The sequence below is a fragment of the Pseudoduganella aquatica genome, assembly GCF_020865585.1.
Taxonomy (GTDB): domain Bacteria; phylum Pseudomonadota; class Gammaproteobacteria; order Burkholderiales; family Burkholderiaceae_D; genus Rugamonas; species Rugamonas aquatica_A.
This window is the reverse complement of record NZ_CP086370.1, coordinates 1,281,441-1,306,026: the sequence shown is the minus strand read 5'-3', so window position 1 is coordinate 1,306,026 and position 24,586 is coordinate 1,281,441. Positions and strand designations below refer to the sequence as shown.

20 protein-coding genes and 1 tRNA gene are annotated in these 24,586 nt (G+C 57.4%); 8 read left to right on the top strand and 13 right to left on the bottom strand.

Going from position 1 to position 24,586, the window contains the following annotated elements; all coding sequences use genetic code 11:
- Positions 1-20 precede the first annotated feature (20 nt).
- Genes KT882_RS05705 through dkgB form a run of 6 tightly spaced genes read right to left on the bottom strand, consistent with a single transcriptional unit; the run spans position 21 to position 6,546 of the window.
- A complete protein-coding gene (locus KT882_RS05705) occupies positions 21-2,273 on the bottom strand; it encodes a xanthine dehydrogenase family protein molybdopterin-binding subunit (RefSeq protein ID WP_228894872.1) in 2,253 nt (750 codons plus the stop codon).
- Between the two features lie 10 nt (positions 2,274-2,283).
- Positions 2,284-2,742, bottom strand: a complete 459-nt coding sequence (locus tag KT882_RS05700) for a (2Fe-2S)-binding protein (RefSeq protein ID WP_161074127.1) — start codon at positions 2,740-2,742, stop codon at positions 2,284-2,286.
- 10 nt (positions 2,743-2,752) lie between these two features.
- A complete protein-coding gene (locus KT882_RS05695) occupies positions 2,753-3,478 on the bottom strand; it encodes a DsbC family protein (RefSeq protein WP_161074128.1) in 726 nt (241 codons plus the stop codon).
- Positions 3,479-3,509: 31 nt separating this feature from the next.
- A complete protein-coding gene (locus tag KT882_RS05690; protein WP_228894870.1) occupies positions 3,510-4,736 on the bottom strand; it encodes an FAD-dependent monooxygenase in 1,227 nt (408 codons plus the stop codon).
- Positions 4,737-4,780: 44 nt separating this feature from the next.
- Positions 4,781-5,731 carry a TIGR03571 family LLM class oxidoreductase gene (locus KT882_RS05685; protein WP_228894869.1) on the bottom strand — a complete coding sequence of 317 codons (951 nt, stop codon included), beginning with the start codon at positions 5,729-5,731 and terminating at the stop codon, positions 4,781-4,783.
- A gap of 2 nt (positions 5,732-5,733) precedes the next feature.
- A complete protein-coding gene (dkgB, locus tag KT882_RS05680; RefSeq protein WP_228894864.1) occupies positions 5,734-6,546 on the bottom strand; it encodes a 2,5-didehydrogluconate reductase DkgB in 813 nt (270 codons plus the stop codon).
- Between the two features lie 161 nt (positions 6,547-6,707).
- Between dkgB and KT882_RS05675 the strand changes: the two genes are divergently transcribed.
- The 3 genes from KT882_RS05675 to KT882_RS05665 all read left to right on the top strand — a co-directional run bounded on the left by KT882_RS05675 (position 6,708) and on the right by KT882_RS05665 (position 8,586).
- Positions 6,708-6,783, top strand: a tRNA-Phe gene (locus tag KT882_RS05675).
- 215 nt (positions 6,784-6,998) lie between these two features.
- Positions 6,999-7,742: a hypothetical protein gene (locus KT882_RS05670; RefSeq protein ID WP_228894861.1), complete on the top strand. Its 744-nt coding sequence runs from the start codon at positions 6,999-7,001 to the stop codon at positions 7,740-7,742.
- Positions 7,729-8,586, top strand: a complete 858-nt coding sequence (locus tag KT882_RS05665; protein WP_228894859.1) for a hypothetical protein — start codon at positions 7,729-7,731, stop codon at positions 8,584-8,586. The genes KT882_RS05670 and KT882_RS05665 overlap by 14 nt, the downstream gene beginning before the upstream one ends.
- A gap of 30 nt (positions 8,587-8,616) precedes the next feature.
- Here the strand turns inward: KT882_RS05665 and KT882_RS05660 are convergent, their stop codons facing one another.
- From KT882_RS05660 to KT882_RS05630, 7 genes are read right to left on the bottom strand one after another with little or no spacing between them, the layout of a single operon-like run.
- Entirely contained in the window at positions 8,617-11,403 is a 2,787-nt protein-coding gene (locus KT882_RS05660; protein ID WP_228894858.1) for a DEAD/DEAH box helicase, read from the bottom strand.
- Positions 11,403-11,573 carry a DUF4276 family protein gene (locus KT882_RS05655; RefSeq protein WP_228894850.1) on the bottom strand — a complete coding sequence of 57 codons (171 nt, stop codon included), beginning with the start codon at positions 11,571-11,573 and terminating at the stop codon, positions 11,403-11,405. Before KT882_RS05655 ends, KT882_RS05660 begins: the two co-directional genes overlap by 1 nt.
- Before the next feature lie 8 nt (positions 11,574-11,581).
- Positions 11,582-12,082, bottom strand: coding sequence for a hypothetical protein (locus tag KT882_RS05650; protein ID WP_228894847.1), 501 nt, complete (start codon positions 12,080-12,082; stop codon positions 11,582-11,584).
- The gene (locus tag KT882_RS05645) at positions 12,079-15,288 is read right to left on the bottom strand and encodes a DUF1156 domain-containing protein (RefSeq protein WP_228894843.1); all 3,210 of its coding nucleotides are present in this window, start codon (positions 15,286-15,288) and stop codon (positions 12,079-12,081) included. The genes KT882_RS05650 and KT882_RS05645 overlap by 4 nt, the downstream gene beginning before the upstream one ends.
- Positions 15,289-15,300: 12 nt before the next feature.
- Positions 15,301-16,329 (bottom strand): hypothetical protein, encoded by a 1,029-nt coding sequence (locus KT882_RS05640; RefSeq protein ID WP_228894840.1) that lies wholly within the window; start codon positions 16,327-16,329, stop codon positions 15,301-15,303.
- The gene (locus KT882_RS05635) at positions 16,329-19,082 is read right to left on the bottom strand and encodes a DUF499 domain-containing protein (RefSeq protein WP_228894839.1); all 2,754 of its coding nucleotides are present in this window, start codon (positions 19,080-19,082) and stop codon (positions 16,329-16,331) included. Before KT882_RS05635 ends, KT882_RS05640 begins: the two co-directional genes overlap by 1 nt.
- 41 nt (positions 19,083-19,123) lie before the next feature.
- Complete coding sequence (locus KT882_RS05630) at positions 19,124-19,972, bottom strand: helix-turn-helix transcriptional regulator (RefSeq protein WP_228896548.1); 849 nt, start codon at positions 19,970-19,972, stop codon at positions 19,124-19,126.
- 438 nt (positions 19,973-20,410) lie between these two features.
- Between KT882_RS05630 and KT882_RS05625 the strand changes: the two genes are divergently transcribed.
- The 5 genes from KT882_RS05625 (at position 20,411) to KT882_RS05605 (ending at position 24,505) form a co-directional block, all read left to right on the top strand.
- The gene (locus KT882_RS05625; protein ID WP_228894838.1) at positions 20,411-20,968 is read left to right on the top strand and encodes a hypothetical protein; all 558 of its coding nucleotides are present in this window, start codon (positions 20,411-20,413) and stop codon (positions 20,966-20,968) included.
- Between the two features lie 408 nt (positions 20,969-21,376).
- Entirely contained in the window at positions 21,377-21,979 is a 603-nt protein-coding gene (locus KT882_RS05620; RefSeq protein WP_228894835.1) for a hypothetical protein, read from the top strand.
- A gap of 31 nt (positions 21,980-22,010) precedes the next feature.
- Positions 22,011-23,177: a hypothetical protein gene (locus tag KT882_RS05615; RefSeq protein WP_228894834.1), complete on the top strand. Its 1,167-nt coding sequence runs from the start codon at positions 22,011-22,013 to the stop codon at positions 23,175-23,177.
- 10 nt (positions 23,178-23,187) lie between these two features.
- Positions 23,188-23,922 (top strand): hypothetical protein, encoded by a 735-nt coding sequence (locus KT882_RS05610; protein WP_228894833.1) that lies wholly within the window; start codon positions 23,188-23,190, stop codon positions 23,920-23,922.
- 286 nt (positions 23,923-24,208) lie between these two features.
- Positions 24,209-24,505, top strand: coding sequence for a hypothetical protein (locus tag KT882_RS05605; RefSeq protein WP_228894820.1), 297 nt, complete (start codon positions 24,209-24,211; stop codon positions 24,503-24,505).
- The last annotated feature ends 81 nt before the right edge of the window (positions 24,506-24,586 follow it).

The window sequence follows — 24,586 nt, the reverse complement described above, 5'->3', positions numbered from 1 at the left end:
GCGGCGCGGCGCCAGCCAGGTCAGGCCTTGGCCGTCTTGGCCAGGTCGAACGGCAGCTTGCGCAGGCGCTTGCCGGTGAGCTTGAAGATGGCGTTGGCGTAGGCCGGCGCCAGCGGCGGGAAGCCAGGCTCGCCCATGCCGGTCGGCGGTTCCGTCGATGGAACGATGTGCACGTCCACCAGCGGCATGTCCGGCATGCGCGCCACCACGTAGTCGCCGAAGTTCTGCTGCTCCACCACGCCGTCCTTGAGCGTGATGGCGGCGCCGGGCAGCGTCGTGCCAATTGCCATCAGCACCGCTCCCTGCACCTGCGCCTCGATGGTCATCGGATTGACGGCCGTGTTGCAATGGATGCCGGCGGTGACGGTGTGCAGATGCGGCACGCCGCCCTTCACCGACGCGGTCACCACGTAAGCAACCACGGTGCCGAACGACTCATGGACCGCCACGCCCCAGGCCTGGCCCTTGGGCAGCGCCTTCTTGCCGTAGCCGGATTTGGCGACTGCCAGGTCCAGCGCGGCGTGATGGCGCGCGTGCTTGGCGTCGATCACTTGCTTGCGGTAGGCCACCGGGTCCATTTTCGCGGCGTGCGCGGCTTCGTCGATCAGCGTTTCCATCACGAAGGCGGTGTGGGTCGAGCCCACCGAACGCCACCACAGCACCGGCACATTGGCCTTGGCGTTGTGCACGGACAAATTCATCGGCAGCTCATACGGCTCGCCCATGCCTTCGATCATGGTGGCGTCCACGCCGTCCTTCACCATCATCGGCTCGAACGGCGAACCGGTGATGATGGACTGGCCCACGATGCTGTGGTTCCACGCCAGCAGCTTGCCCTTGGCGTCGAAGCCCAGCTCCGCACGGTGCACATGCGACGGACGGTAGTAACCGCCTCGAATGTCATCCTCGCGGCTCCAGATGATTTTCAGGGGACCGGACTTGCCGGCCGCCTTGTAGGCCAGCGCCACATTGGCCGCTTCCACCAGGTAGTCCGAGGTTGGCACCGCGCGGCGGCCGAAACCTCCGCCGGCCATCATGGTGTGCAGCTTGACTTGCTCCGGCTTCAGGCCTGCGGTTCGGGCAATGGCCATCTGGTCCAGGGTCTGGAATTGCGAACCGGCCCACACTTCGCAGCCGTCCGCCTTCAGGTCGATCACGCAGTTCAGCGGTTCCATGGGCGCGTGCGCCAGGTAAGGGAACTCGTAGACGGCGGTAATCTTCTTTGCGGCCTTGGCCAGCGGGGCCATGTCCGCCTTCTTCACCGGCAGGCCTGGCTTCTGCGCCAGCGCCTTGAACTCGGCCATCTGCTTGGCGGTGCTGACTTTTTCAACCGCGCTGGTATCCCATTCCAGCACCAGCGCCTCGCGGCCCTGCTTGGCCGGCCAGTAGCCGGTGGCGATCACGGCCACGCCGCGTCCGCCACGGTCGGTTGCCACTTCCAGCACGTCGATCACGCCGGGGATAGCCTTGGCTTTGCTGGCGTCCAGCTTGGCCACCTTGGCGCCGAACACCGGCGGGCGGGCCACCACGGCAACCTTGGTGCCTTCAGGCTTGAAGTCCATGCCGAACTGTTGCTTGCCGGTGGATTTGGCTTGCGCGTCCAGGCGCTTCACCGGATGGCCGATGATGACGAAGTCTTTCGGATCTTTCAGCTTGACGGTGGCGGGCATGGGCTGCTTCATGGCCGCGTCGGCGAAGGCGCCGTACTTGGCCTGCTGGCCGTTGGGGCCGATCAGCATGCCTTTCGCGGTGCGCACCTGGTCCGGGCTCACCTTCCACTCGGCCGCGGCAGCCGCCACCAGCATGGCGCGCGCCTTGGCGCCGATTTCGCGGTACTGGATGAAGGAGTGGGCGATGGTGCCGGAGCCGCCGGTCATCTGGATGCCGAACGCCGGGTCCTTGTACTGCTCGCCCGCGTCGGCCAGTTCGCCGCGCATCTGCGCCCAGTCCACGTCCAGCTCCTCGGCGATCAGCATGGGCAGCGACGTCTGCACGCCCTGGCCGAACTCCAGGCGGTTCACCTGCACCGTGACGGTGTTGTCCGGCGCAATGCGCAGGAAGGCGTTCGGTTCATAGACCTTGGCCGGCGCCGCCGCTTCCGCCGCGCGCGCCATCTTGTTGCCGCCGCTGACGAAGAAACCCAGCACCAGGCCGCTGCCCGCCACTGCGCTTGCCTTCATGAAGGAGCGGCGCGATACGCCGCCCTGGCCGCCAGCCACCGCTGCGCCCACATCACCCAGTGCGGTACCTTGATTCAACCATTCTTTGCGCATGGTGTTCTCCTCAGGCGATGGTTTTAGCTGCGTCTTTGATGGCGGCGCGGATGCGCTGATAGGTGCCGCAGCGGCAGATATTGCCCGCCATGGCGCTATCAATGTCCGCATCGCTCGGCGCCTTGTTGGTGCGCAGCAGCGCCGTGGCGCTCATCACCTGGCCGCTTTGACAGTAGCCGCATTGCGGCACGTCGTGCTTGACCCATGCGTCCTGCACCGCCTTGCCAACCTTGTCGCCCTCCATCGCCTCGATGGTGGTGATCTTCTGGCCTGCCACCGCCGAAATCGGCGTGATGCAGGCGCGGGTTGGGTTGCCGTCGATATGGATGGTGCAGGCGCCGCACAGCGCCATGCCGCAGCCGAACTTGGTGCCCGTCATATTCAGGTTGTCGCGCAGCGCCCACAGCACCGGCGTGGATGGATCCGCATCAACCTGCACGTCCTTGCCATTCACATTCAATGTAATCATCTGCGGCTCCTTACTGTTTAATAGAGGACAACTTGGATTCCAGCGTCTTGATATCGATGGCGCCAGGTACGCGGCTGCCGTCGGCAAAGAAGATGTTGGGGGTGCCGTTGATGCGCAGCTTCTGGCCCAGGGCCAGCACCTGCTCGTTCGGCGTGGTGCAGCCGGCCGGCGCGGCCGGAGCGGCCTTGCCGGAAACCATCCAGTCGTCCCAGGCCTTGTTGCGGTCGGCCGAGCACCAGATGTTCTTGGACTTGACGAAGGAATCCTCCGCCAGGATGTTGTACATGAAGGTGTAGATGGTGACGTTGTCCACGTCCTTCAGCGCCTGCTGGCGGAAGCGCTTGCAGTAGCCGCAGTTCGGGTCTTCAAACACGGCCATTACGCGCTTGCCGTTGCCCTTCACGGTTTTCAGCGCCATTTCCAGCGGCAGGTCGGAGAACTTGATCTTGTTGATGTCGTCGATGCGGGCCTGGGTCAGGTCTTCGGAGGTCTTCAGGTTGAAAACGTGGCCGACGATCAGGTAGCTGCCGGTTTTATCGGTGTAGCGGATTTCATCGCCGATGCGCACTTCATAAAGGCCTGCGTATGGCGTCTCTTTGACGGAATCGACCTTGACGTTGGCGCCGAGGCGCGGCTCGATGGCTTTCTTGATGGTCGCTTCGGTGGACGTCTCTGCGCCGACACAGGACGCCATCATGGCGGATGCGAACAATACTGCGGTCTTGCTGAATTTCATAGGGGCTCCGGAAGGTACTGCTACTGCTTATTCATTGCTTACCAAGCGCGTGGGAAATCAGCCGGCGCTTCAAGCCCGGCAATTTGTCCAGCAAGTTTAATCCCAAATTGCGCACAACGCGCAAAGGCTCCAGATCGGCGCCGAACAAACGGTCCAGGCCATCGGTGGCCAGCTGCATCAGCATCACCTCCTCCTTGCGCGCGCGGGCGTAGCGCGCCAGCACGCGTTCGTCGCCCATGCTGCGGTGCGGCTCGCGCGCATTCACCGCGCGCACCAGCTGCTCCACGTCCGCAAAGCCCAGGTTCATGCCGTGGCCGGCCAAAGGATGCACCACGTGCGCCGCGTCGCCCACCAGCGCCACGCGCTGCGCCACCATGGCGTGCGGGCGCATCAGCCGCAACGGGAAGCCGCGCACCACTTCCGGCTGCACCGGAGTGAGCTTGCCCAGCTTCTCCTGCGCGTACACCGCGAGCCGGTCCGCCAGTTGCTGCGCCGATTCCTCGCGCAAGCGGTCGGCCAGCGCCTCCGGCGCGGACCACACCAGCGACACCAGGTTGCCCGGCAGCGGCAGCAGCGCCACGATGCCGTCCGCGCCGGTGAACCACTGCTGCGCCGCGCCGTGGTGCGGCCGCTCGCAATGGAAATTGGCCACGATGGCGTGCTGGCCGTAAGAGCGGTAGTCCATGCCGATGTCGCACTGGCCGCGCACCCAGGACTCGGCGCCGTCGGCGCCCACCACCAGCTCGGCGCGGATGGCCGAGCCATCCTCCAGCCGCACGCTGATGTCGTCCGCGCCGCGCAGCAGGCCGATGGCACGGCCGCTGACGGTGGTGACGTTGCTGGCGAAGCGCAGCGCCGCATCCAGCGCCTGGTTCAGATTGCGGTCCTCGACGATCCAGGCCAGCGTGCCGGTGTGGGCGCCGTAGGAGTCGAACGCCAGGCCGCCGGGCTGGCCGCCGTCGCCGTTGACCAGCATGGCGTCCACCGGCGCCACGCGCTCGGCATCCAGCGCGCCCCATACCTTCAGCGACGACAGCAGATTGTTCGCGGTGTGGTTCAGCGCATAAACGCGCACGTCCCAGCTGGCCTGCACGGCCGGCTGGGACGGGGATGGGGACGACGGAGGGCACAGCAAGGTGACGCTTTGCCCGGCCTGGGCGAATCCGAGCGCCGCCGTCTTGGCGATGGCGCCGTTGCCAACGAGGCAAATATCGCTTTCAACAACGCGCTGCAAGGAGGAGGAAGTTGGGCTATTCATCCGGCCATTATAGCGGCGGCGGCCTCTGCGCGGGCGCCGCCGCCCTACGCCGCCAGCGGCTGGGCGGGACCGTGGAAGCGCGGCAGCACAAACTCGGCGATTTCCTGCATCGCCTCGGCCACGGGGCGCTGGTTCTGGCGCAAATGCAGACCCATATGCTGCACCCCGGCCGCCTGCAGCGCCTCCAGTTCCAGCAGCAGCCCCTTGCGGCCCACACGGCCGCCAAAGCGGTGGTAGCGCATCGGCGCGTCCGGGTCTTCCGCCAGGTCCAGGTGGAAGAAGCTGATGTAAGGCTTGTCCGGCCCCGCCACCGCGCGCCAGGCTGCCGCGCGGCGCTGGTGGTCGTGCGGCATGCCGGGATAAGCCAGGCAGCCGTCCATGTGCGCGCCCACCCAGTCCGGCGTCTGCTGCGCCAGCCCGGCCACCAGCAGCGGCACCCGCATCTGCGCGGGACGCGGCAGCAGCGCCACGCCGGGCGGCAGCGCCGCAGCGCCCCAGTCGTGCACCATGGCCACCTGCTCGCGGAAGGCCGCGCCACGCGTATCGAAGTCGCGGCCGAAGACCGGATACTCCACCGGCCGGTCCCCGCTGGCCACGCCCAGCAGCAAGCGTCCGCCGCTCAGCTGGTCCACGCTGGCGGCCGACTTCAGGGTCAGCACCGGCTCGCGCAGCGGCAGCACCACGGCCGCCGTGCCCAGCAAGATCTCCTGCGTCACGCCGGCCAGGTAGCCGAGATAAGTAAAGGCCTCGAACACCTGCGCCGCGTCGCCAAAGGACGGATCGTACAGCGGCACGTCGCGCACCCACAGGGCACGGTAGCCCAGCCGGTCGGCCAGCTTCGCCAGTTCCGCGTGGCGCCGCATGTCCGGCTCGCCCGGCACGCGCGCGGAGGCCCGATTCGCCGCCTGCCCCGCCATGGTCCAGTCGTTATCCAGCGGCAGTTCCAGCCCTACGCTGAAACCGCCCTGCTTCAGCTTATCCAGTGCGGAGTCCATGATTAATCCCACTGCGGCGCAATGCCGTCCGGATTGGCGATGCGCTCGTTGCGGTCCAGCGTGGCGATGGCGGCCATATCCTCGGCAGTCAGCACCAGTCCGCGCGCGGCCAGGTTGCTCTTCAAATTGGCGGGGCTGGTGGACGACGGGATCACCGCAAAGCCCTGCTGCAGCGACCAGGCCAGCGCCACCTGCGCCGGCGTGGCGTTGTGGCGGCGCGCGATGTCCACGATAAGCGGCTCCTGCATCACCTTGCCGTAGGCCAGCGGCATGTAGGCGGTCAGGTGGATGCCCTGGCTGCGCGCGTACTCCACCACCTTGCGGTTCTGCAGGAAGGGATGGATTTCAATCTGCTGCGTGGCGATCTGCGCCGCGCCGACCGCGTCCACAGCCTGCCGCAAATGCGCGACGGTGAAGTTGGACACGCCGATCTGCCGGGCCAGCCCCTGCTCCTTGGCTTCGGCCAGCGCCCCCATATATTCAGCCACCGGCACCGCATCGCCCGGCGACGGCCAATGGATCAGCGCCAGATCCAGCTGTTGCAGGCGCAGCTTGCGCAGGCTTTCCTTCAGGCTGGGGATGAGCTTGCCGGCCTCCAGGCTGTCGATCCAGACCTTGGTGGTGACGAAAATCTCGCCGCGCGGCACGCCGCTCTCGGCCATGGCCTGGCCCACTTCCGCTTCGTTGCCGTAGATTTGCGCCGTATCGATATGGCGGTAGCCCGCTGCCAGGCCGTTGCGTACCGAGTCGATAACGATCTGGCCTTGCAGGCGGAAGGTGCCGAGGCCGATGGCGGGGATGGTGGTGTGAGACATGAGGTTTTCCTTTCAGGTTGATGGCTCACACTATGCGCTCACCCTTTGTTGAGAAAAACCCCAGAAACCTCAAAAAATATTTGCCCTCAAGTCAAAGAAAGCCATGCCGATCCAAAAAGCCCCTTGCATGTAGAAAATGATCTGCTATAGTTCTGCACCTTGGCCTGGTAGCTCAGTTGGTAGAGCAGAGGATTGAAAATCCTTGTGTCGGTGGTTCGATTCCGCCCCGGGCCACCAAGAACATACCTGACGAAACGCCGATCCATGCAGATCGGCGTTTTTGTTTCCGGAACAGGAAGTCCTCGTGTCCGGTCCATTTCAGGTTGGGACACGATACCCGCCAGAAGCTTACTACTGGACAATGCTCAGCCCACTACGTACACTGATACATTGTCGGCCTGCCAACAGTGCGCGCAGGGGTTCTCAGCCGTGCAGCTCAAGCGGAACATCAGATGGAAATTCAAATTGCCACGATCGTTAGCGGAAGCGAAACCCCGGCTGGTGACGGAATGTCAGGTGCGCTGCGCTGCGTACTTACCCTTCCAGACGGCACAAAGCGCTCAGCCATCATCAAGAGAGGCCCGGCTGGACAAATTATGGCTGAGGCATTCTCTGCTATTTTGTTAAGCAAATGGGGGCTTCCAGTTCCCCCACCCTTCTTGATCGAAGAGGGAACCACGCTGGCCTTCGCTAGCGCCGATGTCGGCTACCCTAATCTCAAGCAATCGCTCGCCTTAGATTGTCTCCCACACGGCCCGGCACGCGAGGCTGCCACACGGATCGCAGCGACATTAGCGTGTGGCCTGCCAACTACCCCTCTAGCCGCAGCATGCGACGAAGCGATCGACAATCGCGACAGAAATCTCGGGAACATCCTGTGGGACGGTAGTGCCGAAATTTGGATAGATCATGCTCTCTCACTCGGCCAAGGGGCGCATATGACTGACGTTAATAAGCTGTGTGCCATGGCTGTCGCAGTAGGCTACGATGAGCGCCTGCAACGAAGTGCCGTCGCGCAAGGCCTTCTCTTGGAAAGAGATGCGCCAAATTCGACAGAGGTGGCACTAACGTCAAGTTCAATACCAGCAACAGGTGTAGCATCAATCGTAATTGCAAGGCTCAATTCGCTCGGGAACCGTCTGGTTGCCCGTTTCCCTCGCCCCGTAGATTTATTGACTGGCCATGACCGAGCATAACGAGCAATCCCTCTCCAAATTCAGCATGTGGCCATGGCGTGCACTGTACTGGGAGCCTGTTGCCGGTACAGGCGAGAGAATCATGGTCGGCGTATTACATGGTTTCGAGCACCAATACAAAGCAGTCCGGACTATCAGAAATGATGTGCTTGACTGTCTTTTCGGAAAAGCTGCACCGGGACTGAGACGCCTTATCGAACACTCCCTAAACATTTTTGAGGTCGCAGCAACGGCATCTCAATCGCTTGAGGCGCTTTCCGCACCAATTTCTGGAATTCATCCTGGCCCTGTTCGCACCACTGAAGCCAGGACAGTCACTGACCTGCTTCAAACGGCTTGCTTACTCTATAGCAGTCTGGGTAATCTTGATAAGCTCGACGAACCTGATGAGGCAGACTCTCCTCAGCAAGAGGAAGTAAATCGTCGATTTGGCTCTGAAGTCAAACAAGAGGTCATTAAAGTCCATCCCGAACTATTGTCGGGATTTGGGCGCGGGGCTGAGTTGATTCACGGCGGAATAATCGTCAAGTTCGGTTTTTGCTCGCCGAAGACCATTTTGCATTTCACAGTCCTCCATCCAGTACGCCAAGGCGCAAGCATGCGAGATGCGCGAGCGCGAATCTTTGAACTTCAACGTGCACGAGAGATTTCCGGCATAAGTTCTGCAGCCTTAATCGCTGCAGTTCCTCGCGATGATGACGCTACGTTGGGTACAAGGCAGCGTGATGTTCTTAAGGCCAATCGGCTAGAGATTGAGCACGAAGCAGATGCAGTTAATCTCCAATGGTTCGCTGTGACCAACGCGCATCAAGGAGCCGAACGAGTAATCGAACTAGCGCGTTGACCCTGTCTTACGATTGAAGGGGCGCGGGCATTAGCCCCCTCCCGAACCAACGATCTCGACATACCCTATCAATTCTGCTGAGTAGCTGCCATCACCATTCGCCGCGCCCTTGTGCTTGAGCTCACGCTGTAGCGTTGGCTCAACAGCACGTGCAAATAGGGCAAGTCGTTGATCCGGTGAAAATCTCGGCGCTGCTGTCGGGGCCTCCAGATAGCGTTCACCGTGTCGTTCCACTGCGGGCACACGGGTGCCATCTTGCTTAACCGCAATCGACTGTACCACCACTCGGCGTTCACCATTTCCTGCAGATGTCTCCACCACCCAAAACGACAATAGAACAGGTTCGTCGACGTCACCGACAACGGCAATCCCCAGTTCATCGGGCGACACACTGCGCCAGCGGCCAAGCTCTTCCTGTATCAGAGGATGATCCAACCCCATCAGTTCCACGCTATCGTCGCTCGTAGCCGTATCGCGGCTCAAGGTAAAGCGCGCCCGACGTGCACCATCGACAGTCACAAGGTCGTAAGTATCAACGTCAATCTTAACCAGTCGCTGCTGACGACTCACGACTGCTGCCGAAAGAAAACGCGCCAAACGCTCCAGGCTCGACGACACATCAGAGAATGGCTTGTAATCATCGAGACTGAAACCCTCGAGATCTTGGAACAGGTCAAAAACCACCTGCCGTGCTTCGCGGGAATTCGACAGTGCCGCTTCCAATTCTACCTTTGTGCGCTTTAGTTCAGGATCGGACAACGCTTCCTGATATAGACGGTCATAATTAAGTCGCTCAGACAGCTGACCAAGAATCTGCGCACGTAAGTCTTCAGCCACATTTCCTTGGTCATCGACCTTGCCGACAGTCCTAGCAATTTCCGTCAGTTTCTCGTCAAGCATCAGGAAAATACGCCCTTCGATAGTGTCAGACAGCACAAGGTTGTAAACTTGTGCCGTGTGATTTTGTCCATAACGATGGATACGGCCGATGCGCTGCTCCACGTCCATCGGGTTCCAAGGCAAATCGAAATTGAACAGTATGCGTGCGAATTGCAGGTTTAAGCCTTCGCGTCCAGCCGCCGTACAAACCAGAACGCGCGGTCCGTCCTTCAGGCGGAATTTCCGCTCTGCCGCCAGCTTAGCGCCATGATCGCCACCACGCAAAACAACCACGCCTTGGCCGGGGAAAGTACGTTCGATCTCACGAGAGATTAAATCTACAGTGCCGAGATAAGTGGCAAATATTACGATTTTTTCGTTCGAGTTTTGTCGCCACAGTATCCCAAGGCCATCCAACAGCTTCTGCGCTTTCGTTTCGCGTTGTTGCGGAAACACCTTAAGTAGATCGCCGATGCGCAGCCGCTCCTCTGGCAAATGTAACTCAACAACCGCCGATGCAGCTTCCTCAGCGTGCGTCGCTGAATACTCGCTACCATAAGGATCGGATGCTAGCTCTAGCGCTTCTTCATCCAGCCTCTTGACCAAGCGGTATTTGAGGTCTGCAAGTACCCGGTCAACCTCACTGCGTCCGATGCCGTCACGTGTGAGGTTGAACTCCTCGTGAATCAGTTCACGAGCCTCATCGGTCAGGCGTTCGCGGCCTTCGATGTCCAAGTCTTTGTCCCGCAAAAATGCCTCATGCAGCGTCAACATCAGTAACCGGCGCTTCAGCGTTCGGCGTACAGCCGCGAAACTCGATGCGGCTATTTTCTGGAAGATCGCCATCAAGAAACCAAGCGCACGCCCTTGGCCACCTTGGCGACGCGCGAGGTCAAAACCATCCTCCAGGTACTCGCGCAGCTTTTCATAGAACAGCCGTTCTTCTTGTCCCATCAAGAAAGATTCGGTATGTACCCAGCGACGCGCAAACAATGGTGAGCCGTCCGGCTGACAGGCATCGGCCTTAGTGCGACGGAACATCACCGTGTTTAGGCGATGCCTGTGTTCCAGCATTTCCTCGGGACTGCCGAACAATGTCGGGTTCAGCAGTTGCGCCAGCATCCAGAATTGGAAATGGTTACCCTGGTGCGGAGTGGCAGACAAGAGCATTAGGTCACGCGAATGATCCTTCAGGGCCTCTGCCAGCTTGTAATTTTCAGTCTTTCTCACCTTGCCGCCCGTCCGGTAGGCCGTGAGATGATGCGCCTCGTCAAACACCACCAGATCCCAGCGCGGCGCATCTAGCAAACGTTTGATACGCGCAGGGCGCTTCAATGTATCGATGCTGGCGATCAACCGGTCATGCTTGGCGAAGGCATTAGTCTTGCGGTCGGTAATATCGCCTTCAGAGCCAAACACTTCGAAATCGAGATTGAATACTTCATTCAGTTCGCGGTGCCAGTTGTTCACAAGGCCCGCAGGTACCACCATCAACGCCCGTGTCAGTTCGCCCCGGCTGGCTAGCTCGCGCAAAATCAGCGCGGTTTCAATGGTTTTACCAAGCCCTACCTCATCAGCGATGAGATAGCGTCGCGGCGAAGCCGTAGCAATTCGATGAGTCAGTACTACCTGGTGTGGCAACAAGTCGATCTTGGCCGAGGTCAGTGCCGAGGCACTTTCCATGATCGGTAGCGCGTATGCCTCGTAAGAGAGCCACGCCCTGCGGGCCTGTTCTGCACTGCCATCTACCGAGCGCAAAATGCGCTCGGTGCGTGAAAGCTCACGACGAATCGAAGACAGTGGCACGCGCCTTTCGCCGACACCAAAGAACGCTCGCAAATAACCGTCGTGCGCGGCATCCAGAACGACGCCTTGACCGTACTCGTGATGGGTAATTCGCTCGCCCGGAGCAAAGCCGATGCCGATATCCTCCAACATCAAATCTCCTGCGTCAGTGCTTCGCCCCGAACCAGCCAGGCGGCGAAATGCCGACAGGCAGAGCAAATGGCCGCGCTGTCGATTTTACTCATGAAGGTGGGGCCGTCCAAGATTTCCTTATAGCCCGCCGTCATCGCCTTCAAGCGCACTTTGGGGTGAGTGGATTTCATCAGGCCTCCTATGTAATTCGCAAGTGAAACAAGCCCGCATATTTGCCGCTCTCGCCGAGTAAAATCTCTTGCGGGTACTCGTGGGCTTCTCCCCATAACACGCGGCCAAAGTCGATGTGTTCGTTGGCATTGGGGTGAGCACAACGCCAGCTCACGGCATCGGTTGCCGGGTTGGAGGTGATGCGACCTGCCCCCGAGGGCAGCCAGAAGATCAGAGCAGCTTGGCCGTCGTAAAACTCCTGAAAGGACAGAATGGAGTCCTTCATCGCAGAAGCCAACCAGTTCTCGGCGTCTGATGGTGCGAGCAAATCCAGGCACCCATCAAGCCCCGCAACAATTAAGGTGTTGCTATTATTGCTCGGCAGGTCTTCCGGCCAATGACCGACTGCCTGCACGAATTGGCGCAAACTCCATACTTCGCTGGCCGTGCCGACTTGCGCCAGCGCTTCCGCATCCCACAACCAACTGGTGCCGCGTCGTTGCCATACAGTGTCGCGGGTCTGCTTCATTCTGAATACTCCTCAAATAGCGATCCTTGAACGGGCTTGGGAGATTGGGTAGCGGACCATGAATTGAAAATCGACACCGCCCGTGAGGCAGCATTACGCGCAGGCGTGTTGGCAGCGCGACGTGACAACCATTCCAGCAACGGTTTCAGGGCCACATGAGGTTTAAAGTTTTCATTCTTGAGCGTATCCGAGGCATTGATGCCGCTTCCGTCGTAGCAGGCTCCTACCAGCACCAGCGCCTGATCCAGATCAGACGTGAGCTTGCGTTTGTGTTTTCCGTGCCAATCGCGGGCAAAATCGAGCGGATCAACCACGGTAAAAATCTTGCTCTTTTCACCGCACCAGCCGCGTTGTACAAATTCATCCGGAGTGGTGATAGAGCCCTTGAGGAATTTTTGCAGCTGATCGCGGGCCATTTCGGCCTTGCCGTCAAAAGTGCGCAGAAATTGGCGCGTCATTGGCTCGGCATTCACTGGCGGCGGCTCCTTGCCTTTGTCGGCATCATCATCGATTAACTGATTGATACCGACCAACGCATCTCGCACGGAAATCGCGCGGCCCTCATCGACATATACCTTACCGTAATGTCGTGAGAAATACTCCAGCGCCTTGCCACGCCGGATCACCTGAATGTCTGCCGCAGGCAGGCCTTCCTTAGCGTGGTTTTCTAACATCGCCTGTAATTGACGCACGTCGGCCATCACTTCTCGGCGCATTCTGCCCCAGCTCACAGGCGTCGGCTCTTCAGTTCGCTTGCGGCAGACATGGATGATGTCGTATTCCACCTTTTGTGAACCGAATTGACCATCGCCCTTGGTTTCATCCGAACGGATGGGGTATGTAGCTTCAAGGTAGTAGCCAGCATCGAACAATGATTCCAAAACCGCCACCCACGGCTCGTCTTCGCTGTGGTGAAAGGTGAAGGCAAGAATGCCGCTGGGTTTTAGGACGCGATACGCCTCCTGCCAACACGCTGTCAACAGCCGCTGATAAAACCCGTTCGGATTTTCAGGTTCTCTAAATTTATTCGATACAGCCTCAAGCGTTTTTGGCGTGTACTCACCGCCAAAAATCGTGGGATATTGCTCTTTGAGCGCACAGCGAAGCCAAACATAAAAGAAATCCGCTAGTTCAGAATATTGGATTAAGTCACCAAACGGTGGATCGGTAATGACCAGATCGATCGACCCTCCCTCAACAAGAGAAAGTTCTGTGGACGAACCCTGGAAAAGCTCTCCTGCTTGTACGGGATCGCCAGGCCATGCCTTTTCACTTTTTCCGGAGCAGTTCTCCGCGATCTGTGGGTGGGTACGGGCGAGCTGCTGAAGGCTCACAAGTTCCCAAGGTTGTCTTGCCCATTCCTTACCTTCAACAATGCCTTCAACACACGATGCCCAATTCCCACGGCCTAAGTTTGGAAATACGCAGTTCTCAATTGCCGTTGTCTTGGGATGATAATTGTTATTGGAAAAATGAGGCTCCGGCGTATCACGCTGTGGATTCCAAAAACAAAACATATTCTGGTTTCGAAGATATTGCTGGAACCCGCCGAGCACGTATTCACGAACAGCCCAGTCGTACTCACCGAGCGTTGTAATTGCCTTTAGCAAGAGCGCGTGCACGAAAAGCTGACGCGGATTAAAAAAATCCGACCAATAGATGTACCCATGCTGATCTAGTGGACGACGCTGATGTGCTTCATGACCGCGAGGAATTTTACTGTCCTTAGGCCAATATGGAAGTAAATCATCATCTTTACGCCGATTCCATTCGGCCAACGCAGCATCGTATTGTCGAGCAGCGTGAACATTGAATGGTGCAAAGAAGCGGCCATTGTAGGCATCACCTCTTTCACTACTTAAGGGCGCGTAGCCTTGAATCGCATAGCCCGCAGAAGGGCCTGTTTTTCCCGTAGCGTTGAAACTACTCAGTTGATCCTTAACAGTACCGCAAGAACGGCAAATGAAATGCCCTTGCTTAGGAACAGAGCCCTCAGAATCGTCAGTCTTGAATGTGATCTTCGTTTCTGGGCAAGTCACTTCATCAGGTAGCACGCCCCGCACCTCAAGCAAACGAATTTTCGCTGCCCGTTCCTTATTCCAACGCGAGGTGGAAATCGCATCGTCTTGAGCCGAACCACCAAAGAGCTGGCCGTCAACGTCCTGCTTGGCGCTGCCCGCTAGCCACTGCGGATGCACAAGCAAGCTCAGTTCGACCTTCTTGTTTTTACCCTTACCCAGCTTAACGATTTCCGCATGACCGCAGTGCGGGCAAAGCGCACCGCGCTTGTGGTCAAGTGTCGAATGAGGATACTCACCCGGTGCGACATAAAGTGGCACGTCGGGCGCCATGCGCGCGGCATTTTCCTCTATGTGGAACTCGGAACCGCACTTGCGGCAGGTATGCTCCCAATGTTTGACACTGATAGTTTTCACTGCCATCACCGGGCTTGTCATGATTGGCGTGCGGTGGCCGCAACCTGTCACCTGACAAGGACCGTGCTTGGCCCAGAAGGTATAAATGATCTCTGGGCCTTCGTAACGGTACTCCCGCCGCTGTTCTTCGGTGAGACTGAGCGGATCAAAATCGGCGCGCATGACCTGTTTGCTGGGCAGGTGCGTCCACTTTCCTTTCTCACCATTGGGGCCATCGCAGTAGTAGAAGGGCATGATCTGCGGCTTGACCTCGGCTTCAATGTCGGCGAGCAGGCGCTTTACCTCATCCAGATCGACATTGGCTAGTTCCTGCTTGACGACGAACCAAGCGACCGGATTTAGGTCGTTGCCGACCATCTGCATGCCTAAGCGTGAGCCTTCCACCAATGTCGTGCCGCCGCCCATGAAAATATCAGCCACCTTCAAGTGCTTGAAAGCGCCCTTTTTCTGGTGGTTGGCGTAGTAGTTTTCCCACACAAGCTTGGCAGCATGCGATTTATCTTCTGGCGCTTTTGTGGCCGCGGCAATCAGCATCGAGCGGAACACGCTAGAACGCCGCCGCGCCCACCATTTCGACATCTGGTAAATCGGTTTGCCGGCATTGCCTTCAATGATCGCCACCTGATTGACCGGCAGGATCGGGAAGTCCACCTCCAGACAGGTCTTGGGGCGATTCGGATCGTTGAAATCGACAGTTTCCATCGATATCACCTTACCCGCGCCAACGGCTTTGGCGACTTCGTGCGCCAGTTGTTCTTTTTTTGTTGCCATGTTGAGCTGCCTTTAGCTAGCTGAATTATTGCGAGAGAGTTCGACGAAGGGTGACAGCACTTCGAGAAGCGAAAGGCCACCGTGAGTCAACGTCGGGTAGCCACCTTGACTGCGCCACTTCCAGCGGCCAAGCGCCAACAACTGCGCACCGTGCGGGCTGTTGATCTGCATCGCCACCGGTGGCACAAAGGGACCGCAATTGACTTGAGACAGACTACCCGCCGCTTTACTACGCCCGCTGGAAAATGTCTTCTTGAGAAACTGGCCGACATCGCCATCCGCATCAGGGAAATAACCGGTGGCGGCATAGCCGTGATCGGACGTAATCACTAGCCGCCGTCCGGTAGCTAGCCGTCCGACAAAAGTCCAAAAATCATCGCTGCTCAATTGTTCAGCAACGTCGCGAGTGAGAGTGTCGAGCCCCTGACCAGCACCTGCGCCATCATGAAGCTTGCTGTCCGGCCAGTGATGCCAAAACACCCAGTTGGGCGATGCATCGACTAATCCAGCGCAGTCTTGCCACGGCATATCGACAGACTCAGTGGTAGCCGGTTGCAGACGATGCGCCATGCCGCCACCGTTATTCTGCAGTTGGCTGCGACTGCCAAAACCCAGGGCGCGCGCGAATTCATTGGTTTCGCCAGGTAGCTCAGATGCGTTGGCTGTCACGCCATGCAGGGTAAAGCCGCGCTCATTAGCCCCCTGCAATAACCAAGGAAGTTCACGTAACGACAAACCATCGAGAATCAGCACCGCTTTGGCGCTGCTATTGCCATAGCCAGGTTCGACCCACCAACGCGCTAGCCTGTCAGAGGTGCGCTCCACAGTGCCGCCAAAGGATTGCCACAAATCCCATCCCCCGGAAGACAAGAAATGATCCAGCGCGCCGATTTCACGGTCGCGCTTGGTAACCTCACTAAGCGCATTGCCTGCGCTCAGCGGTTTAGACGCAATTTCCATCGCTTTATTGATGATGACGTGCCATGCCTCCTCTGCGGTTCCCTCGGTTAAACTGTGCAATACCGCTGCGTCGAGTGCCATCAGTTATCTTCCTTCTCAAGTGTGAGCTCGAAAGTCATGCCATCAGGCAGTTTCTTGAGTAGCTCCTTCAGCTGAGCCCCCGTTGCAGCAGATACTCTGATCGATACCTCGGCAACCGGCGTGGCGGGGCCAATGCCCCACCCCTCAAGCTTGCCGATAAGGTTTAAGGCTGAGGTCGCTGGATTGCTCAACGTAATACGCTGTTTGCAGGCAAGCTCACCATTGCCACCAAAAATTCCACCACCGCTGGGTGAAGACGTAGTGTATTCGCCTGATGAGATATTGCCGCCAGTTGGAGACTCTGGCAAAGGACCGCTGCCTGTGTCTCCTAAAAGACCTCCCGCGCTGGGATCGCTTGCGGTAGGGATAGCTGGCGGTGTAGCGCCGCCGGTGGTCGGTACGGCGGAAGGCTCCATCACGAACACTTCGTCGAGCTGTCGCCCCGTATATGACAACTTGGGGCGTAGCCGACGCCACGCTGTTTCTTCATCCTCCCCTGGCTGCGCTTGCAGAAATTCCATGCTGCGCACGTTAATGGCGATCTTGCCCCTAGCGCACAAACGCAAAATGCGCTCCTTCATCAAGGTTTCGCCCAGCCACGGAATACAGTCTTGGCCTGCGGGACGTGGCTCTTGCAGCTCACGTAGCAGTTTACCTACCGCCGAATTTTCAATAGCAGCTTCTTGCACGAGGTCCTCAAAGTCTTCCGGCACAAACAGATCGTTGATCAATGCCTCTTCGATACCGTCAGGAATCTGCGCGCCTTGTTTCTTCAAGCTCTCGACGTTAAAACGACACTGACTTGGATCCGCAAAATTCCAGCGATGCAGCACGGCAAAGCGATCAAAACGCTTTTTTAAGATATCGCGCAGCTCGCCCTGATACTTAGTGTGCAGCTTTTTGTATTCGGGACTCTGGTTACTCCATTCAAGCGCTTTCATTTCGGCGCGGGCCAATATTAGGAGGTCACGATCCTGGAAGGCATTTGTCGAGCCGGAAAGCGGCAACAAAAAACGAATGGTATTGCGACGCTTTTGTAAGTGGTCTTTAATCCAGCGGCCAAGGCGTTGATCGATGTTATCCGGCTCTTCCGGAAGCACAAGAATAGGCAAGCGTTCGTCCCAACGCTCGGGCTGCTCGGCCTCGTCGAGCGCAGACCATGGATCGGATTGCCAGGATTTTGGTAGTGCAATCACACGGAAGGCTTTGGCGACCTCTTCCGACCCGCCGATAACATAGCGCACTTCCTTGGCAAGCTGGGCGAGATCGGATCCATCGGAAAACAGTTTGTCATTGCGCGCGCAAGCCATCAGTTTCGCCTGTGGATTTTCTTCTTCGCGAAATACCAAACGCAGACCATCTTGATGGATGTTGAAACTGTTCTCGACGACGGTAGCCAGTTCCACTTGGAAGGCATTGTCGTCAACGGGCTTGTTGCGCGTGATGTCGGCCTGCAGAGTGACTGGCTCTGCCCCGGCAAGATTACCAACTGCAATCGAACGAAGCCAAAGCGCGCCAACAATTTCTTGCAAGTGTGGGGCAAGTGTGGCATGTGTTGGCACTGCTTCAGTAACTGAAATGATGTTTTGCTGCGCTTTGGCGCGCAGCGTGCGATGATGTTCGTTTGATACCGAATCCAGCAATGCGCCAATACCCGACGCGTCATCATCTAACCTGAAATCTGCTGCTGTCAGCACGGGCGTCGCATCGCCACGACTCTTGTAGAGATTGGCCAGGATACGAATCATGTCACGCGTTTCCTGTGCGTCGGTCGCAATCAAGACCTGCTCCTCAAGCAAACGCAGCAAGTGGGGGGCGTAGGGCCAAGATTCGGTGAATTCCTTGCGCTTGCGATCCTGCTCGGACGGCGGCACATCGAGCAAGCGAAAGTATTCGGTGATATGTTGCGCAACCAGCGAATCAATCGTACCGCTGGCGATTTGAAGACGATTGTCGAAAAGGCGGTGCAGCAACATCCGGCGGCGATCCTGCTGGATACGTTCAGCGTTACCACCAGCCTTAAAATCGATGGCGACCGGATTAACACGATGCACTTGCTGATAAGCGTCGCTTCCACCATTGCGGACGGAAATGACGAGTACCAGCAACTCGGGATGCTCTTTAGCGATCTCTGACAAGATCTGAATGAAATTGAACGCCCAGTTCTTCCAAGGGTACTGCTTGGTGTTGGTAAGGCCGTCATACCACGTCTGGAATTCATCCAGCAACAGCATCGCCGGGGTGTGCTGTAACAACTCAAGAATCAGTTGATCCGACGGGATATCGGTCTTTGCCGCGCCCATGCCTTCCCACTTGCCTTTGATGTAGGTACCGTGGGGATGGCGCTCAAACAACAAATCCCACAAAAACTTGTAACGCTGACGATGAAGACTTTCACCAATCACCTGCATACCATCGCGGAGCGCTATCTTGCCGACCTGAGGGTCGCCCAAGGTCGCGGCCCAAGAGTTCAGCCATTCACCGGTCGACGCCGCATCACTCACGGCGTGATAAAGAGCCGCCATCAAGTGAGACTTACCGAGGCCACGTTCACCAATCACCACGACCGGTCGCCCTTGATTCGGGCCGACCGCCTCAATGCCCTTCAGCAAATCGTGGGTGGGATAGGTGATCGCCAGAAACTCTTGCGCGGCAATCTGAGTCGCGCCCGTGTTCGTATCGTTGGAGAGCTCAATAGCTGTCCCTTTTAGGCGCTTCCCCCTAAATTCTTCTCGTAGAGTCAGTCCGAGCATTTTTTGCGCTCCATTTTTTTAAATCGGCTCATATTTTTCCTTTATCGATTTGTCTTGACCAACGGCGATCGGTAACCTGGAGCAAGCTTCGCGCTCTCTGCACCATACAAGGCCAGCGGATCGTTGAGCCACAAGCGGTATTGTTCCTCAGTAAGGCTGTGATCTGGTGACGCATCGATGCTCCAACGCAGAAGCATGTATCCAGCAACAGCAGCTCGGACGCGAATCCGCAGTGACTCGCCTTCCATCGCGTAATCCATTCGCACAACATCAGGACGATTCAGACGTGGGTGCGGGACTAATTCAAGTTCCAAAATTCTTGTCCATTGAATGTCATTTTCCGGACGCTCGCTCTGCTTCGGTTCATCATCGATTAGCTCGGGATATTGAATCCGCGTAATGACGAAGTCCCGGAATTCGCCCGATTTCCGATCAAACGCGCGGACATGCCAACGTAGGCCAGCGTCCACCAATGCGAAAGGTACGATCACGCGCTCAGATTCGCCGCTGCTCATAGACTGATAGCGAATAGCCACAGCGCGCTTGGCGTAAATCGCTCGACAAATCGGCGCAAGCACATCCATTCTTGGGCAACTCAACGTTGCTGGGAATTCACAAGGTAAGAGTGACCGTGACTCGCTGTCGATCCCATCGCCGAACCCAAATGATAAAGTTGACAACACGCGTTGAGGGTGATGTGCAAAAATTGGCTCAAACTTGGCGCTAATCCGGTAGGTCTTGCTACTACTGTCAAAGTCAATATTCTGCGGTGCCAATTCCCTATACAGGGCTATGTCCCGCGTCGCCCCCGCCGGCGCAAGACCGAACCGCGCCGAAATGTCCGGGCGACCAACTTCCCCCATGAAGTACAAACGAAACTCCAGGTACATCAATCGTTCGCGCTGAGCCTGGCTCAAGCTTGCGATACGCTGCGGATGTGTCAACAATCGCTCCTCATCCACAGGGATTGATAGAAAAACCAAATCCAAATCGATTCCTGCTCATTATTTACTCAATATGTCATCAAATTGATTAGATCATACATTACAAATTTTCCAGGCACAATTATTTTCTCATTGACAAGCTGCCAACATCACGCAATGACATATGAAGAAAGGCAGTAGAGAGGAAAGCGAGCACTCCAAGTCTCCGAGTTGTTACTCAGGAAGTGGTGTCGAAAAGCGTAGCCACAGCAGCGACAACCTACCGTGCATTTCCGAGTCGATGCAGATTTAGCGGATATATGATTTTCAGGGTTGAACCCAATCAAAGCCCGAAGCCCTGTACAGGCCTTCGGGCTTTTCCATTCCATCGCAGAAAAGGAAATCATGAAACGTCTGAAATTTGGCATCACCGCCGCCAGCATCCCGATAGCGTTGCTGTCGGGCCCAGTGATTGCAGCGCAGGACTGTAGCGACTACATCCCCTCCATCAACAAGCAGATGGCGAGCTTTCTTGCTGTCGTTGGGCCGCGTGCGATGAAGAACGTGAGCCTGGACGAATTCGGGAATATGGTCGATCCGATGTGGGGCCGCCCTATCGTCAAGCTCGACACCTATACGCTTCCGGAATCGATCAGCAAGAAGCTGGCGTATCGCTTCACCGATGCCGCCACCAAAGGCGTGCGCACCGCCAACGGGCGGACCGTCTGCAACTTCAAGTACGAAGCCAATGACGGTTTCAAAATAGAAAAAGGCTACATCAACTTCGACGTTGAGCCATTCTCGACAACGTCTGAAGCAGTGATGTTCGTCAGCCCCGGCGAGGCCACGAGCGGCGTCAAGTTCAGACCGGATGGCTTTGCACAACAGGTCATCAATTCGGCGGTCCGTAAATCACTGGCGAGCGATCCGCAATACAAAGGTAAATTCAACGTGGTCTTCTAACCATCCACGGCCCTCATAGAAATAGGCGATAGAGCCGGCCCGTAGGCCTTCGCTACTGATCTGGTTATCTTCCAACCAGATCGCCGCAGCCCGACGCCATTACGGCCTCGGGCTTCTTTCATCTCAACAAAACAGAAAGGAATAGCCATGCTGAAGATCAGCGCCAACCCCAGCTGGGAATGGCAGAGCAGGAAACCAAAGGGGACAGTCACCCGTGCATCGACGGACCATCGCCCCGCACCATTCAGCATCAGACAGACCATCCTGCCTCGCAGCCTCGACCTCGCCTTCTCACTGAAATACCGGAGATAGGTAGCCAGGCCAATCAGTTCAGCAATCAATCAGAAATCCCCATGACAGCGATGTCATGGGGATTTTGCTTTTCCCTTGACCACCATAGGAGTCATCATGAGCAAGTCCAACCAGAACGAACCAACCTCCGCGCCCGAGCCCTCCGGCGCCATCTCGGACCAATCAGGCACAGCCGATATCAATCAAAGCGAGGCAACAGCTACTACCTCTTATTGGCGACTGAAGCTGGCCACCGCCAACAAGCTGGGCAAACGTGCCGAGGGCGGCATCCACTACCAGATCGTCACCGACATCAATCGGCATGATCTCCTTATCTCGATCACCGGCAACGACAGCGGTGGCTACTTTAGCCGCGAGTTGGTTCCATTCCCGAAGGTCGAGGCCTGCCTCGCAAAATGTGAGGCGGGCAAGGCATTCCCATCCAAAGCGCTCAAGGATGCCTTCGTCGGCCTCAGCAGCAATAACGCCGGCTTCCTGGCCGCGATCCTGCGCAGTGAGGGCTTGTTAGGCGCAGCACTCGACGCAGAATCCAAGCACATCGCAATCGGCGACGTGGAAGGGTGGAAAACGGCGCTGTTGGCGGAGCCCGGAACACAGATTGAGCTCCCCAATACCGGCAATGGCAAAGCCGAGACCAGCACCGAACCGGAGCCGACCGCCAAAAAGACGCTGTCGTTGCCGCGTAAGAAGCAGCAATAGCGCCCCTCATAAGTCCCCGAAGGAAACTCAAATGAAACAACCAAGCCAGAATTTCACCATCATCGTGAACTGGAAGACGAAGGGCTTCGGGTGCGCCAAGGCCTGCTCATACTGCAACTGGCGCGATTCGCCACTGCTACCCCACGGCGGTCAACCCAAGGAAGCACTGGCAACCTTCATCACGCAATGTGATAAATCGTTTATCACGATAAGTGGCGGTGCCGATCCCTTATACAACTTCGAGGAATACGCTCCAAAATTGCTGGCGATGATCCAGACCATCAAGGAACATGATTACAAGGTTAGGATCATCACCCGTGAAATTCAGCATGTAGCCAAGCTCAGAGGGATCGTGGATTACGTCTCGATCTCACTGGACTCCGACGTACTGGGCGGCATCGCGCGCTACCAGCACGAATGGGCGGGACTTGACATAGAATACTCACTGGTCTTGCCGCCACTACCAACCGCCGACATCGTCACGCTAAAGCCACAGTATTCCGCACTACAGCGCCAACTGGGCCAGCGTCTCGTGCTGCGCGAAAATCTCAACAGCCTCTATCCACTCGATTTCAACAAGTTGATCTTCGGGCACAGCGGCATCGTGTTCGTCGCCAAGAAGCTGTGCCTGTCCAGCCGCTACCTGTCCACCATTGATTGCGTCGGCCACGACATCGTGCAGGACACTGAGCGACTGGCAAGCCACCTCATGAACGAGCCCCGCGCGCACCTGTTCGGCGGCTTCGTCAAGCATCTGATCAATCCACGGGTGCACCCAGAATTTTCCGATATCGATCTTATCGCCCTGGACGCCGAGGTGATGCGAATTCTTGAGGATCAATTCACCTACACGTTCAAAGACGTTTCGCAGTCAGCAACCAGTTACCCGCGCTATTTCCTCGGCAAATCAACGCGGGCCGGAAAGACCATCCAGGTGATCTTGATGAACGCAAACGCCGACGCGACAAGATTTATCGCTGGTGCTCAGTACGACGCTGATCGAGTGAGCTTCAATGCTGGTCAATTTCACTTCGACGGAATGGTCGGCGAACAGACCATCCGACATGCCATCAACACCAAGCAAGTGAATCTGATCGATGGAGATCGGGACCTCAGTCTATTCAGCATCAATCGCCCCGCCGTGGAGCGGCGTCATAAGATCAAGCTGCTACGCAAGGGCTTCATCATCAACGAATAAGGAAAAACCCATGCAAGCCAAAATCTATATCAGCGCGGAAGCGATGGCGACCGTCAACGCAATCAAGGACCTGGATTACTACTCCCGCGTCAGCCTAAGTGATGATGGGCCCGACCTCACTACGGTTCCGGGCTACTTTCTCAATACCAATGCACTCGACCTTGCCGAACTGCCTAGTGATGTCGAGGTAGCGATGCACCTCACACCAACGGATACAGCGACATACCATCGTCATGTCGCAATGCCCGCTCATTTGCGCGGTGTAATTTTTTCAGGTGCCCCAAATCTTCCAAGTAGCTACGCCGAAATCATTAGCTATTGGTCGCCACTGATGCCCACTGTTCATCACCGCTCTGCCCTTTATTTCCAGAACGAGATGAATTCTTACTGCGTCCAACTTGTCGATCCCGACGGCACTGGTGACGCCGCTGCCGTGGGCGAGGCCGATCATGTTGCTGATGTTCTCGTGAGCGATGGCCTCGTCGTCACCGTCACGGGGCTGGCAACAATCGTGGCGAATCTAAACCCAAATCACTTCATCGCTCTGAGCATCCCGATTAAGGTAAGCATGCTGGGCATCGAGCTCGAAGGCTATCGATCTACGGAAGAATATTCCACCGATCCGGCCCAGCAGATGGAGACGTTGTACTTTCGCATCGCCGACATTTTGGCGTCACCAGATGCCAGCAATATTTCAATTTCAGCAATCAGAACTGAGCTGTCGGACTACGGTTATACCTACTGACAGCACCATCGACCGCAATGGTCGGCAGCACTTCCGCAAACCTTACCAGCATGCGCATACCCTGCATCGCACAGCAAGGTCCAACTTCCCGCCACAAGCAAGCTTCCTGAACCTGCGCCGCAAGACGGACGCTTGAACTTCCACAGCATAGCCGGAATCGATCACCAAAAACATCTTGGCGCCGCATCAACAGCCTATATCCGGAAGCCTGAAGAAGCGCCATCGCGCACCGTCTTGTGCCGCGTGTGAACGCTTGCCTTGTCCACTTGCCATTGAAGGATTTTCTATGAACCAACCCACTACCAGCAATGCCATGCTGTTCCCCCTCGGCGATCTTGTCGCCACGCCCGGTGCGCTGGACGCCCTCGAACGAAATGGAATCGTTCCGATGAGACTTGTCTCCAGACACATGCGCGGTGACTGGGGCGACGTGCCGCCCGATGACGCCGCCGCCAACACCGATGCCCTGCGCATCGGTGCGCGCTTGCTATCAAACTACCCATTGCCTGACGGAGCGCGCATTTGGATCATTACCGAAGCCGACCGCTCGGCCACGACGCTCCTACTGCCTGACGAATATTGACCAGACCAGCGCCAACTATGCAGTCAAGGCTTTTGGCAAAACACGCAATGCCGTCGCCAATCTCAATATCGGGTCTGTCTG